This is a genomic window from Intrasporangium calvum DSM 43043, assembly GCF_000184685.1.
Taxonomy (GTDB): Bacteria; Actinomycetota; Actinomycetes; order Actinomycetales; family Dermatophilaceae; genus Intrasporangium; species Intrasporangium calvum.
On the sequence record NC_014830.1, the window covers coordinates 125,327 to 138,393 of the forward strand.

General features: G+C 72.9%; 15 protein-coding genes. 4 read left to right on the forward strand and 11 right to left on the reverse strand.

The features are described 5' to 3' along the window. Window positions 1-11: 11 nt before the first annotated feature. From INTCA_RS00590 to INTCA_RS00615, 7 genes are all read right to left on the reverse strand, one after another. Complete coding sequence (locus INTCA_RS00590; protein ID WP_013490998.1) at window positions 12-947, reverse strand: ornithine cyclodeaminase family protein; 936 nt, start codon at window positions 945-947, stop codon at window positions 12-14. Next, on the reverse strand, window positions 947-1,249 hold the full coding sequence (locus INTCA_RS18435) for a hypothetical protein (protein WP_013490999.1): 303 nt from the start codon (window positions 1,247-1,249) through the stop codon (window positions 947-949). The genes INTCA_RS00590 and INTCA_RS18435 overlap by 1 nt, the downstream gene beginning before the upstream one ends. Before the next feature lie 17 nt (window positions 1,250-1,266). Further along, on the reverse strand, window positions 1,267-1,998 hold the full coding sequence (locus INTCA_RS18440; RefSeq protein ID WP_013491000.1) for a class F sortase: 732 nt from the start codon (window positions 1,996-1,998) through the stop codon (window positions 1,267-1,269). Between the two features lie 89 nt (window positions 1,999-2,087). After that, window positions 2,088-2,795, reverse strand: a complete 708-nt coding sequence (locus INTCA_RS18445) for a hypothetical protein (protein ID WP_013491001.1) — start codon at window positions 2,793-2,795, stop codon at window positions 2,088-2,090. 206 nt (window positions 2,796-3,001) lie between these two features. Then, on the reverse strand, window positions 3,002-4,330 hold the full coding sequence (locus INTCA_RS00605) for an MFS transporter (protein ID WP_041307063.1): 1,329 nt from the start codon (window positions 4,328-4,330) through the stop codon (window positions 3,002-3,004). Continuing rightward, entirely contained in the window at window positions 4,314-4,787 is a 474-nt protein-coding gene (locus tag INTCA_RS00610) for a hemerythrin domain-containing protein (protein WP_013491003.1), read from the reverse strand. The genes INTCA_RS00605 and INTCA_RS00610 overlap by 17 nt, the downstream gene beginning before the upstream one ends. Window positions 4,788-4,819: 32 nt before the next feature. Then, complete coding sequence (locus tag INTCA_RS00615; RefSeq protein ID WP_234423856.1) at window positions 4,820-5,107, reverse strand: DUF2249 domain-containing protein; 288 nt, start codon at window positions 5,105-5,107, stop codon at window positions 4,820-4,822. A 98-nt stretch (window positions 5,108-5,205) separates the two neighbouring features. Here INTCA_RS00615 and INTCA_RS00620 point away from each other — a divergent pair, with 98 nt between their 5' ends. Beyond that, entirely contained in the window at window positions 5,206-5,928 is a 723-nt protein-coding gene (locus tag INTCA_RS00620) for a helix-turn-helix transcriptional regulator (RefSeq protein WP_013491005.1), read from the forward strand. A gap of 44 nt (window positions 5,929-5,972) precedes the next feature. Further along, window positions 5,973-7,166, forward strand: a complete 1,194-nt coding sequence (locus INTCA_RS00625) for a molybdopterin molybdotransferase MoeA (RefSeq protein WP_041307067.1) — start codon at window positions 5,973-5,975, stop codon at window positions 7,164-7,166. Between the two features lie 102 nt (window positions 7,167-7,268). Here INTCA_RS00625 and INTCA_RS00630 read toward each other — a convergent pair whose 3' ends face one another. Both INTCA_RS00630 and fdhD read right to left on the reverse strand, forming a co-directional pair. After that, window positions 7,269-7,607 carry a YciI family protein gene (locus INTCA_RS00630; protein WP_013491007.1) on the reverse strand — a complete coding sequence of 113 codons (339 nt, stop codon included), beginning with the start codon at window positions 7,605-7,607 and terminating at the stop codon, window positions 7,269-7,271. Window positions 7,608-7,620: 13 nt separating this feature from the next. Beyond that, complete coding sequence (fdhD, locus tag INTCA_RS00635) at window positions 7,621-8,475, reverse strand: formate dehydrogenase accessory sulfurtransferase FdhD (RefSeq protein ID WP_013491008.1); 855 nt, start codon at window positions 8,473-8,475, stop codon at window positions 7,621-7,623. A 25-nt stretch (window positions 8,476-8,500) separates the two neighbouring features. Between fdhD and mobA the strand changes: the two genes are divergently transcribed. After that, the gene (mobA, locus tag INTCA_RS00640; protein ID WP_013491009.1) at window positions 8,501-9,121 is read left to right on the forward strand and encodes a molybdenum cofactor guanylyltransferase; all 621 of its coding nucleotides are present in this window, start codon (window positions 8,501-8,503) and stop codon (window positions 9,119-9,121) included. A 49-nt stretch (window positions 9,122-9,170) separates the two neighbouring features. Here mobA and INTCA_RS18450 read toward each other — a convergent pair whose 3' ends face one another. Beyond that, window positions 9,171-9,776 (reverse strand): hypothetical protein, encoded by a 606-nt coding sequence (locus INTCA_RS18450; protein WP_013491010.1) that lies wholly within the window; start codon window positions 9,774-9,776, stop codon window positions 9,171-9,173. 118 nt (window positions 9,777-9,894) lie between these two features. Then, entirely contained in the window at window positions 9,895-11,829 is a 1,935-nt protein-coding gene (locus INTCA_RS00650; RefSeq protein ID WP_013491011.1) for a penicillin-binding transpeptidase domain-containing protein, read from the reverse strand. 53 nt (window positions 11,830-11,882) lie between these two features. Here INTCA_RS00650 and INTCA_RS00655 point away from each other — a divergent pair, with 53 nt between their 5' ends. Beyond that, window positions 11,883-12,977 carry an App1 family protein phosphatidate phosphatase gene (locus tag INTCA_RS00655; protein ID WP_013491012.1) on the forward strand — a complete coding sequence of 365 codons (1,095 nt, stop codon included), beginning with the start codon at window positions 11,883-11,885 and terminating at the stop codon, window positions 12,975-12,977. Window positions 12,978-13,067 lie beyond the last annotated feature (90 nt).

Here is a 13,067-nt window from a genome sequence, read left to right on the forward strand (position 1 = left end):
CTCCCGATCGGTCAGGCGCGCGCCACCCCGGCCGCGATGACGAGGTCCTCCCAGGACATGCCGACGCTCTTGAAGACGTTCGGGCGGTCGGTGGCGCGCCCGACGGCACCGGTGACCAGGTCCTTCAGCGGATGCAGGTCCGCGGTGCTGAGCACTCCTTCCCCCATCGCCAGCACGACGTCGCCCGCCTCGCGCAGGGCCGTGCCGATGTCCTCGACGACGACGAGCGAGCGACCCAGCAGCGCTGCGTCGAGCTCGCGGCGGTCCGGCTCATGCGAGCCGATCGCGACGACGCACGCGCCGTCGGCGACCCAGGAGCCGTCCAGGACGGGAGTGCCTGCGGACGTCGCTGTGACGACGACCTCGGAGCCGCCGACGGCGGTGCGCACCCGCACGTCCTCGGCGGCGAGAGCCGTCGTCTCGACTCCGAGCTCGTCGATCCGTCGGGCCGTGGCCCGGGCCCCGTCGAGGTGGCGCGTGACGATCACGACCCGCTCCGGCTGCCGGACGGCGAGCACGGCCTCGACGTGACCCAGTGCCTGCGGCCCGCCTCCGAAGACGGTCAACGTCCGAGTTGTCGGCGGGGCCAACGCGTCCACGGCCACCGCTGACACCGCCGGAGTCCGGAGCGACGTGATGGCGCTGCCGTCCAGGATGACCGACGGGGCGAGGGTGTCGGCGTCGAAGAGGACGTAGAGGGCCTGGATGCGCTCGAGCCCCCGCACCGGGTTGCCCGGAGCCACCGACAGGACCTTGACGCCGACCGAGTCCCCCGTCGACGAAGGCATGATGAGCAGCTGGCCGCCCGGGACCACGGGTGCCAGTCGAGCCGGGTCCCCAGCAGGGTCGAAGTCGCCCTCCAGCGCCTCGCGGATGAGGCGCCGAGCCTGCTCCGGTGAGAGGGCCCGGCGGATGTGCGCCGCATCGATCCAGCGGGGCGCCTCCATCACGCGTCCCGGACGCGAGATCGGGCGACCTCCGCGAGCCGTTCCACCTGGCGCACTGCCTGGTGGCGCAACAGCCACTGCGTCGGCTCGTGAGCGAGCCGGGCCAGCCAAGCCGGCCCAGCGGCATACGAGATGGTGTGGATGGCGAGCGCTCCGGCACCTTCGGGACGGAATCGCCACGCTGCTCGCACTGATCGGACGTGCGGGGGAACGCGTGGCCTCGCCGGGGGGAACGACTCGGCGACGGCCGCGGCCGCGTCGGGCGGCAGGGGGACGTGGGCGTCGGCGCTGACCTGCGGCATGAGTCGACCCTATGCCGTCAGCCCCGGCGGACCGGGGTCGCGACGAGCAGGCTGATGTCGTCGTAGTTCTGCGTGACGCTGTTCCAGCTGCCCCCACACGTCGTCAGGAAGAGCCGCTCCGGGCCCTCGAAGTCATAGAGGTGCTCCGAGACGACGATGCGCGGGTAGTCCCGCGCCGCATCGACCTCGCGCCACACGCGCGAGACCGAGTAGGAGCACGTCGACCCGTTCCGCTGCCGGACGTGGATCAGCTGGCCCACCGCGATGCGCTCGGCGAAGTCCTCCTTGAAGATGGCCGAGTTGTCGCGGTAGGTGTGCCCGTTGGTCAGGACCGTACCGGTCCCGGTGCCGGGGCGGGGTCCGTCGGCGTACCAGCCGGCCCTGGTGCGGTCCTTCGGGTTGCCGAGGGGACGGCGGCCCTCGGTGTCGGGCTCGGCGGTCTGGTCGAGCCCGATCCGCTCGAAGGGCGCGTCGACGCCGAGGGCGGGGATGACGAGGCGGGCGGGTTCGCCCGCGCGGCACGTCGACGCGCGCGAGGGCGTGCTCGACGGGGAGCCGGCGCGGGACGACGGTGGGGCCCGGTCGGCCGGTGCGACATCAGCTGCTCCGGTCGTCCCGGCCACGCGAGCGCCGGTGCCGCCCTGGGCGGGCTCCGGCTGGAACGGCTGAGCGAGGAAGACCCAAGCGGCGACGACCAGCACGAGTGCGGCCGCGACGAGGGCGGTCACACTCCGCGGGGTGGGCGTCACGGTCCCTCCTGCTCGACTCGTTGGCGGATCGGGCCGCCGGCATGACGCAGGGGCCGACGGTCATCCGACCGGCGGCCCCTGACGATGACTCAGCCGTCGGCGACCACGCGGCGGCGGCGGACCGCCTCGGAGGTCAGGATGCCCGCGGCGCCCAGCAGCAGGCCCGTGCCGATGAGGCCGTTGACCGGGACGGAGTCGCCTGCGCCACCCGCCGGGCCGCCGCCGGTGTCCGGCGCGCCCGGTCCGGGCGTCACGCCGCCACCCGCACCCGGAGGGGTCGTCCCCGGCGGCTGCTCAGGCGGGGTGGTGCCCGTCGTCGTCTCGGTGGTTGGAGGTGTGGTCGTCTCCGTGGTCGGCGGGGTCGTGGTCTCGGTGGTTGGAGGTGTGGTCGTCTCCGTGGTCGGCGGGGTCGTGGTCTCGGTGGGAGGCGGGGTCGTGGTCTCGGTGGGAGGCGGCGGGAGCTCCGGCGGGCACACCGGCTCGGGCTCGCCCTCCTGGCCGCCGCCCGGCTCGCCGTACCCGATCACCACGGAGCGGCCCTGAGCATCCTGGAACGGCGCTCCGATGACCGGGGGCCCGTCGATCGCGTTGACCGACACGAGGATGGGGTTCTGCCCGGTCTGCAGACGCTCATCCACCCCCGGTGTGCCCACGTACTTGCAGACGTAGACCCACTGGTTGTGCTCGTCGGCCGTGGCCGACGTAGCGCTCGAGAGGGCGAGTGCACCCGTTGCGGCGAAGGCGACGGACGTGATGAGCCAGACCGCTCTTCGACGCATACCGATCGTGGTCGTCATGACAGATCCCCTAACTCCAAGTTTTCAGCGCCTGTTGGCACCCCCGACGGCGCCGGTCGCGTGAGCCCCGTCCGTGGAGGGAGGGCACAGGTCAGTCCTACCCACTTTCGGGGAGCGGCACCACCCGCGGGCGCCGGACGTCACCCGGTCGTTACGTGGCACGCGGTCGCGGGCGCTGCGGGGACGGCGGAACGGGCCCGCACTCGTCAGGCGAGCGACCGCCCGCGCCACTCCGGCAGGGCGAGCGACGCCACGGCGGCGAGGGCGAAGGCGACGCCGAAGACGGTGAAGACGAGACCGGAACCACCGAGGTCGAGCAGCCACGGGACGGAGAGCGGCGCGAGGATCGAGGCGATCCGGCCGAAGGCGGCCGCGGAGCCGGAGCCGGTGCCGCGCAGGAAGGTCGGGTAGACCTCCGGGGTCACGGCGTACAGCGCTCCCCACGCGCCGAGGTTGAAGAAGGACAGCGCGCACCCGGCGGCGATGATCGCGCCCTCGCTGCCGGCCTGACCGAAGGCGTAGGCGGACACGGCCGACCCGACGAGGAAGGTGGCCAGGGTGGCGCGTCGGCCCCAGGCCTCGATGAGGAACGCTGCGACGCCGTAGCCGGGCAGCTGGGCCAGCGTGATGATGAGCGTGAAGCCGAAGGACCGCGTCAGGGAGAAGCCTTGGGACACCAAGAGGCTGGGGATCCAGATGAAGGCCCCGTAGTAGGAGAAGTTGATCCCGAACCACGCCGCCCAGAGCGCCGCGGTGCGGGTGCGCAGGCCGTCGGACCAGAGGTCGGACCAGCGCGGCCTGGGGGCGGGTGGTGCCTCCGGCGACTCGACCGCCGCCACCCCGGACGGGGCCTCGAAGGTGCGCACGGCCTGTTCCGCCTCCGCGGTGCGCCCCCGGCCCTCGAGGAACCGCACGGACTCCGGCAGCCGGGCCCGGACGTAGAGCGCGTAGAGGGCAGGCACGATGCCGATGAAGAGAGCCCACCGCCACCCGTCGTCGGAGGCGGGGACGACGAAGTAGCCGACCAGGGCAGCGAGGATCCACCCCACGGCCCAGAACGCCTCGAGGATCACGACGACACGGCCGCGGATCCGAGCCGGCGCGTACTCGCTGACGAGGGTGGAGGCGACGGGCAGCTCCGCCCCGAGACCGAGCCCCACGACGAAGCGCAGGCCGATGAGCATGGCCAGGCCGGTGGAGAGACCGGCGGCTCCGGTCGCGAGACCGTAGACGAGCAGGGTGAGCGCGAAGACGTTGCGCCGGCCGATGCGGTCAGCGAGCAGGCCGCCGAGCGAGGCGCCGATCGCCATCCCGACGAAGCCGATCGACGCGACCCAGGACAGCTCGGTCGGGCTGATCAGCCACTGCTTGGCCAGGGCCGCCATGACGAAGGAGATGAGACCGACGTCCATCGCATCGAGGGCCCAGCCGATGCCGGAGCCGACGAGGAGCCGTCGGTGCTGCGCGTTGAACGGGAGCCGGTCGAGGCGCTCGCTGCGCGTGGGACGGGGGCCGACCTCAGTGGGTGTCGTCATGGGGCTCGTCATGAGTGTGGGGTCCCTCATCCGGGGTGAGCTGGATCGCTTCGACCCAGTCTGGCCCATCCATCTCGATGGCGGCAGCGGGGAAGAGCCCGTTGTCCTCCTTGTCGATGTGGTCGCGCAGCTCGTCGTAGAAGGTGTTGACCAGCGCGGTGTCGCCGCCTCGGATGCGCTCGGCGAGGTCGTCAAGCCGGGCGTGCTCGGCGCAGAGACCATCGATGTGCTCGGTGAAGTCGGGGTTGCGCCGGAGAACGGCGAAGAGCCCCCGCTCCTCCGCCGTCGTGTGCGGGTGCAGGTGCGCGAGCGTGTGCCCGAGGGCCTCAGCGACGGAGTCCGGGCCGTGGCCCTCGACGGCACGGTGGAGGACCCCGGCGACGTTGACGATCTCCTCGTGCTCGGTCATGAACCGGCCGATCAGGGAGATGTCGCGACACCCGCAGTAGCTGCACATCGCCGGGGGCTCCTCTCGTGCGTCGCGGCCCGTCAGGCCGGGCGCGTCAGCCGCAGCGTCCAGGCCTCCGGGCCCTCAACAAGGTACTCGATCCCGATCTCGCCGAACTGCTGCTGCAGCTGGGCGAGCAGCGGGAGCGGGTTGTGGGGTGCCACGAGGTCCATCGCCCCGCCGGCCGGGATGGCGCTGAAGGCCCCGAAGACGGTGGCGTGCCGGATCGCGTGGGGGATGACGGTGACGTCGAGCGTCGGCACGCCCTCGTCGCTGCAGCCGCAGCCGCAGGAGTGCTGGCTCTTCTCGGTGAGGGACAGTTCGGTCACGGGATGCTCCTGGTTGAGTGGGTTCCAGTCGATGGTCGACAGGCCTGGTGGTGGCCGGCGTTTGGCGGACCGGCCGGCCGCGAGATACATTTTAGACGGTGATCAACGTGGAAAAGGACGAGGGGTGGGGCCCGAGGCCCTCCCGGCGCAGCGCAGCAGACGCTGTCGCCGGTCTCTCCGCGCAGCGCAGACGCGTCTTCGAGGTCCTCGAGGCCGAGCCGAGATCCATCGCCACGGTCGCCCAGACCCTCGACCTCCACGTCAACACGGTGCGTGAGCACCTCGACGGGCTCGTCGACGCCGGGCTCGCGCAGCGCTCGCGACTGACGCCGGCCGGTCGCGGTCGCCCCGGGTGGGGCTACTCGTCGCGGCCCGGTGTGGCCGCCCCCTCGATCGGTGAGTACGCCTCTCTCGCAGCCGTCCTCGCTGACCACGTCGCGGCCCAGGGTGGCGACGTGGCCGCCGACATGGCCAAGCTCGGCGTCGGCTGGGGGCGTGGGCTCGTCGAGTCGCACGGCGAGGTCGACGACCCCAACCGCGCCATGCTGGGCGTCCTCGAGACGCTCGGGTTCGATCCCGACGAGCGCGGGGACGTCGTGCGGCTGCGCCAGTGCCCCATGCTCGACGTGGCCCGCCGCCACCCGGAGGTCGTCTGCCAGGTGCACCTCGGACTCGTCCGGGGCGCCCTGGAGGCCGCGGGTGGCACCGCGGAAGGCGTCGGCCTCGAGGCCTTCGCCGAGCCGGATGCGTGCGTCCTCCACCTCAGTCGCGGCGCCGAGGCGGTCCGGGGTGCCCGCGCCGACGTCACGACCGGGAACTGAGGGCACCGCGCACTCCCCCGATGGGCGTGGGCCAGAATGAGCCCGTGCCCCACACCTCCGTCGCCGAGCACCGCATTGCCCTCCGCCACGTCATCGGGGCCGCGGCGACCGAGGTGATCCCCGTCGACCGGCACGCCCTCGGTCGGCGGCTGGCGGAACCGCTCCTCGCTATCGACGACCTGCCTCGCTTCGACAGCTCGGCGATGGACGGCTACGCAGCGGTCCCCGAGACGCCTGACCAGCGGGTCTTCCTCGTGGTGGGTGACGTCGCGGCCGGTGACGCGGCCGGTTTCGTCCTCGAGCCCGGCCAGGCCGCCCGCGTCATGACCGGCGCCCGGCTGCCGACGGGTGCGGTGGGCGTCGTGCCCGTCGAGCAGACCGACGCGGAGCGGACCGGACCCGCCCCCCGGCAGGTGACTTTCGCGGCGCCGGTCGCGCCGGGTCGTCACGTTCGGAAGCAGGCCGAGGACATCGCGGCCGGAGTCCCGGTCGCGGGGACCGGGGCCCCGCTCACTGCTGCGGTCATCGCGCTGGCCCGCTCCGCCGGCTGCACCGAGGCGGTCGTCCACGTCCCGACCCGGGTCGCGGTCGTCGCCACCGGTGCCGAGCTGACGGTCCCCGGCGTGGACCCCGGCCGGGGCGGCATCCACGAGTCGAACTCCGAGATGGTCGCCGCTCTGGCGTCCGCCGCCGGGTGCAGCGTGACCCGGGTCGCCACCTGCACCGACGACCCGGGTGCCCTGGAGGGTCTGCTCACCGAGCTCAGCGCAGCCCCCGACGTCGACCTCGTCATCACGACGGGCGGTGTCAGCGCGGGCGCCTACGAGGTGGTGCGCCAGGTCTGCGAGCCGCGCGAGTCGTTCAGCTTCGTCCACCTCGCCATGCAGCCGGGTGGACCGCAAGGTCTGGGCCGCTGGGATGGCATGCCGGTGGTCTGCCTGCCCGGCACACCGGTGGGCGCCTTCGTCTCCTTCGAGATGCTGGTGCGACCGGCGCTCGACGAACGCCATGGTGCCCCGGCGCGCGGAGCCAGCTCAGCGGCATACGTCGGAAGGCCCCGGCACACCCGGGCCGGCATGGTCCAGTTCATCTCCGGAGTCGTCGCTCCCGACGGGACCGTCAGCGCACCCGACGCGCGTCACCTGTCGGCGCTCGCGGGCTCCAACGCGCTCATCGAGGTGCCTGAGACGGTCGAGCAGATCGTCCCGGGAGACATCGTCACCGTCCACCCGCTCTGACCGCAACACACCCGCTTACCGCCTGACCCTGACGCCTGCAGACGGCAAGGTCACGCGGTAGGCGGGTGTGTTGCGGAAGGGGTGCGACGGAGGGCGCAGCGGTCAGGCGTTGCCCTGGCTCGCGTCGGCGACCCACGGCCCCAACGGCGGGTTCCACTCGCGCACGACCCGGCGCAGCACGTAGCCGCCGGCCCAGTACGGGTCCTCCTCGAACGTCGCCAGCACGTCGGCGAGCGAGTCCGCCTCCACGATGATGAGCGCGCCGTTGGGTGGCTCCTCGACCGTCACCTCACCCTCGGAGAACTCGTCGTGCCCGGCCTGGTACATCCCCGCGGCGCGGAGCCCCGGCAGCCCGGTCAGCCAGTCGCGGTGGTCGGGCCGGATCTTGAGCTGCTCAGTCATGTCCTCGGGATAGGTGTACTGGATCGCGAAGATGGCCATGGCTGGACTGTAGTCAGGGAAACCGCAATCGGTCACCGCGGGAGTACACGTTGAGCGTCGCCCCGCGGACGAAGCCCAGCAGCGTCATCCCCGCGTCGGACGCCGTCTCGACGGCAAGGGACGACGGCGCGGACACCGCGGCCAGGCACGGCACCCCGCCCATCAGGGCCTTCTGCGTCAGCTCGAAGGACGCCCGGCCGGAGACCATGAGCACGCACCCGGTGGCCGGGAGGCGCCCGGAGAGCAGGGCCCACCCGAGGACCTTGTCGACGGCGTTGTGCCGGCCGACGTCCTCGCGCACCGCGAGGAGCTCTCCGCCCGGGCCGAAGAGGCCTGCTGCGTGCAGCCCCCCCGTCTTGTCGAACGACCGCTGCTCGGACCGCATCCGCTCGGGCATGGCCGTGATCACGGCGGCCGGCCAACGGGTGGCGTCGTCCCGGACCGGCCACTGAGTGCGCGCGCGGAGCTGCTCGATGGAGGCCTTGCCGCAGACTCCGCAGGACGACGACGTGAAGAAGTTCCGCGCCAGCTCCGCGGCCGGTTGGGCCACCCCTGGAGCGAGGGTGACGTCGATGACGTTGTAGGTGTTCTCCTCGAAGCCGCTCTCCCCGGAGACGACGGCTCCCTCGCAGTAGCGGGCGAGGCTGACGTCGGCGGCGTCTCGGATGATGCCCTCGGTGAGGAGGAAGCCGTGGACGAGCTCGATGTCGTGGCCGGGGGTGCGCATGGTGACCGTGAGCGGTGTGCCCCCGACGCGCAGCTCGAGCGGCTCCTCCACGGTGACGGTGTCGGTGCGCGACCGGCTCGTCGGTCGGTCGCCCGACACGTCAACGACCGTGACCTTGGTGCGCTGCGTGACACGTCCCATGCGGCAAGCGTGCCAGACTCCGACCGTGCAGCCGTCCCTCGCCCGAGCCGCCGCCGTCGTCCTCACTGGTGGGGCGTCGTCGCGGATGGGCCGCCACAAGCCGGCCATCCACGTCGCGGGCCGCGCCATCGTCGAACGGGTCGTCGGGGCGGTGGGCGGGTGGCCCCTCGTCGTCGTGGGCAGCGGTGCCGCCGTTCCCGAAGGGACGCGAGTCGTCTCGGAGGAGCCCCCGGGTGGGGGGCCGGTCGCCGGGATCGCCGCTGGGTGGGCTGCCCTCACCACCGGGACGGATGCCGCTGGGCTCGCTCCCAGCGGACCGGACGTCGTCCTCGTGCTCGCTGGGGATCTGCCCTTCCTCACCCGGGCCCACCTCGAGGCCCTGGTGGCCGCTGCCGAGGGCTCGGTCGCCGTGACGTGGTCGTCGACCGGCCCCAACTGGCTGTGTGCCGCCTGGCCCGCCGAGCTGCTCAGGGAGCGGCTGGCGGCCGTCGGCTCGCCCGCCGGGGTGAGTGTGCGGCGCCTCCTGGGTGACGTCCCGCGGGTCGAGGTGCGGGACGAGGCGGACGTCGCCACGGACGTCGACACCCCGGAGGACCTGGAGGCGGCGCGACGCCGCGCTGACGGGTCGGAGGCGCCCGGGTCCTGACGGGGGACGTGTCCTGAGGCTCAGGGGTCGACCCGGGCGGTGGACCGCCTCAGGTGGCGGGTGCGGGGACCGGGCTGGTCGGAGTCGTGCACCGGGTGGTGGCGGGCGACGACAGGGTCACGTCGGCGACGAGCGCCCCGACGAGACCGGCCACCTCACCGAGCGAGGGGTCGCGCAGGTCGAGGGGGCGCAGCTTGTGGTCGGTGATGTTGATGAGGATGGCGTCGTTGGACGTCTGGTCGTCGCCCTCCGGCGGGAGGGGGACCGTGGCCGCCGTGGAGCCGGCGGTCGGAACGCTCGCGTCGACGAGCCGCAGCGTGTTGAGGAGCGAGAGGAGGTGCTTCTGCTCGGGACCGGTCAGCTGGCAGACCCTGCCGTGCACGGAGCGGGTGTCGACGAGCACCTTCCCGTCGGCGTGGAGCACGACGGTGTCGTCGTAGCCCGCGATGCCGCCGGTGCGGCGCAGGGTGAGCGGGAAGAGCGGCGTGGTCAGCGGCTCGGTCGAGTCGCCGATCGGCCCTCCGGCGAAGGTGCGCGTGGCGGGCTGCGAGTCGATCGGCGCGGGAGTGCCGCTGCTGCCGCGGTCGGCCCCGGCGCACCCGCCCAGACCGACGGCGAGACTCATCGCGACGACCGCGAGTCCCGTCCTCCCCATGCCGACCACTATGCGCCCTTCAGGTGCCAGGATGCGCGCCGACGTGCGCGCAGGATTGCAACACTACGGTGAACTTTTCCCGCGCCACCTCGCCACCGGCGTCCAGCTGGTGGGCGGGTCAGCCGGCGTCCTCGGCGTCGTAGGACCTGAGGAAGTCGATGATGAAGGGCGCCGCATGGGTCGTCCCGCTCGGCCCCTCCTCGTGGTACGCCGCGATGGCGAGGTCACCCCGACCGGCCACCATCCACGCATGGGTCCGGGGCGGGTTCGTCGTCCCGAACTCGGCGGTGCCGGTCTTGGCATACTCGACGCCGACCGTCCGGAGCACCGTGCCGCTGCCCTCCGTGACCACGGCTCGCAGGGCGCGGCGCAGCACCTCGGCCTCCTCCTGCCGCAGCGGGGTCGCCGGGGCCGGGAGCGCCGTGTCGGTGACGACCAGCCGCGGCCGGACCGTCTCTCCCCGCATCACGGAGGCGATGACGAGCGCCATGGTGAGCGGCGAGGCCTCGACGCGTCCCTGGCCGATGAACGACGCCGCGCGCTCGACGACGTCGTCGGTCGGCGGCACTGACCCGAGGAAGCCGGTGAAGGGCAGGTCGAGCTCCTCGCCCATGCCGAGGGACTCCGCCGCGGCGATGAGCTCGTCCTGGGAGACCTTCTCGTGCTGGCTGATGAAGGCGGTGTTGCAGGAGTATGCGACGGCCCGCTCGAGCGGGATGTCGCCGAGCTGGGAGGACGGGTACCTGCTGTAGTTGCCGAAGACGCGCCCGTTGACCGTCAGGGTGTCCGTGCACGGGAGCTTCGTCTCGGCGGTCGCCCCCTTCCGGATGAGGGCGAGCGCGCTGGCGATCTTGAAGGTGGAGCCCGGCGCCTCCTTGCCGGCCAGGGCGAGCGGGGCCTGCTCGGCCCCGGGGCCGACCGCGGCGGCGAGGACCTCGCCGGTCGAGACCTTGACCGCGACGAGGGCGGTCGGGCGCTTCGTCTGCTCCGCGAGTGCTGCCTCGGCCGCCGTCTGGGCCTTCGCGTCGAGCGTCACGGCGAGCGGCTCCGCCTTCTCCGAGGGCTCGGCGAAGAGCTCGCGTTTGTCGATGGCCGACCCGTCCTTGCCGCGCTGGACCGCGTGGACGGCGACGCCCGGCTTGCCCCGGAGCCGCTCGTCGTAGCGCAGCTGCAGGCCGTTCTGCCCGACGACGTCGCCGACCTCGAGCACGCCGCCGGACTTCTCGATCTGCTCGGCGGTCGCCTCGGCCACCCGCCCCAGGATCGGCGCGGCCCAGGTGCGGGTGGGGGCCAGCACCTGCATCGCCGGCACCCGGAGGGCTCCGTCCACGGAATCGATCCGGTCGACGTTGTCGGCGAGCGTGGGGTCCGTGACCCGGAGGGTGATGGCGGCGACGAAGGCCTTCGGCCCCGCCGCTGCGACCCGGTCGGCGAAGGCGGTGCCGTCGACACCGACGACCTCCGCCAGCGCACGCGCGGATCGCGTGGCGGTGGCTCCGGAGACCTTCGTCTTGTCGATCCCGATGTGGGCGACCTCCCGCTCGGTCATCAGCCTGCCACCGCGGCGGTCGACGATGTCGGCGCGCCGCGGCCACGTCCGGACGATGTCGAGGGTCTCGTCCGCGGCGAGCTCGGGGGCCACGACCGACGGGGCCCAGCGCACCTGCCAGGTGTTCTCGGCCAGGGTGAGTGGGACCTGGGTCTCGTAGGTCCAGTCCTGCGCGCTCGCCGACACGTCCCACGTCGTGCGGAGCGTCGCCGTCGCGCTCGTGCCCTCCTCGTCGGGCACGACGCCGGCGACCGCCACCGACGGCCGCAGGTCGCCGAGGTCCTCGTAGACCCCTTTGAGGAAGGCGGTCGCCTGTTGGGCGGTCGTGCCGCTCAGCGTCACTCCCGTCAGGTCGCCCCTGGCGAGACCGCGGGCGAGCGCCGTTGCGGTGTCGGCCGGATCCGGGTCGGACTCGAAGAGCGAGCAGCCTGCCGTGAGGCTGGTGGCCAGGACGAGACTGACGGCTGCGGAGATGGTGCGACGTGTGGAGGTGCCCCTGCGCATGGGGTCCACCGTACGTCGTGGTCCGGACGTCCTCGTGAAGTAGGTTGGGCGACATGTCCCGACCGCACGCGGCCGCCATCATCGAGGACGCCTTCAACGAGCAGGTCGAGCGGCTCCTGCGTGGGCGCGGTTGGGGCAACCGCGTCGTCACGCACATCGGCTACGGCACGAGCACCTACGTCCGCGTCTTCGCCCGGATCGTCCTCGGCCGCCGGGGTGAGGCGGGACCGCCGGAGCGACAGGACGCGACCGGCGCGCTGGTCCCGCGTCGGTACGACCGGGGGTGGCGCGTGTTCGTCACGGCGCCCGCCGCGGGCGTCCCCGTCGTCGTGACCATCGGGGACCGGGAGGTCTACGGCCGCTCGGACCGGGGCGGCTACATCGATGTCGTCGCCCACGACCACGGTCTGGGGCCGGGCTGGCAGCAGGTCGTCGTCGCGGCACAGGGCACCGACCCGGTGCCGGCCGACATCTTCGTCGTCGGCGACGACGTCACCTTCGGCATCGTCAGCGACATCGACGACACCGTCATCACGACGATGCTGCCGCGTCCGATGATCGCCGCGTGGAACACCTTCGTCCGCAGCGGCAAGTCGCGCCGGGCGGTGGCCGGGATGGCGCCGATGTACCGGCGGCTGCTCGCCGCCCACCGCGGGGCCCCGATCGTCTACCTCTCGACGGGCGCGTGGAACACGACACCCACACTGACCCGGTTCCTCGTCGAGGCGGGCTATCCACTGGGACCGTTCCTCATGACGGACTGGGGTGCGACCAACACGGGCTGGTTCCGGAGCGGGCAGGAGCACAAGCGCAGCGCGCTCCACCGGCTGGCCCGCGACTTCCCGCACATCACTTGGCTCCTCGTCGGTGACGACGGCCAGCACGATCCGCAGATCTACGCCGAGTTCGCGGAGGCGCGGCCCGACCGGGTCGGTGCCGTCTGCATCCGTCAGCTGACGCCCACCGAGCAGGTCCTCTCGCACCCGATGGGGCGAGCGGAGGGGCCGCACCGCGGGTGGGCGAGCCGGACCGCGCCCACCTTCCTCGCCCCGGACGGCGACGGGCTGCTGCGGATGCTCGACGAGGCGGGGATGGTCGGCGAGCCGGTCGCGGCCGACGAGCAGCCCTCCCGCCCGCCGGTGACCTGACGAGCACGTCGAGTGCGCAGTTCCTGCCCGGCAGGTTCTGCACACTCGACGGGGTGGGCGGGAGGGCTGGGACGCCCCGTGGCCCCTGGG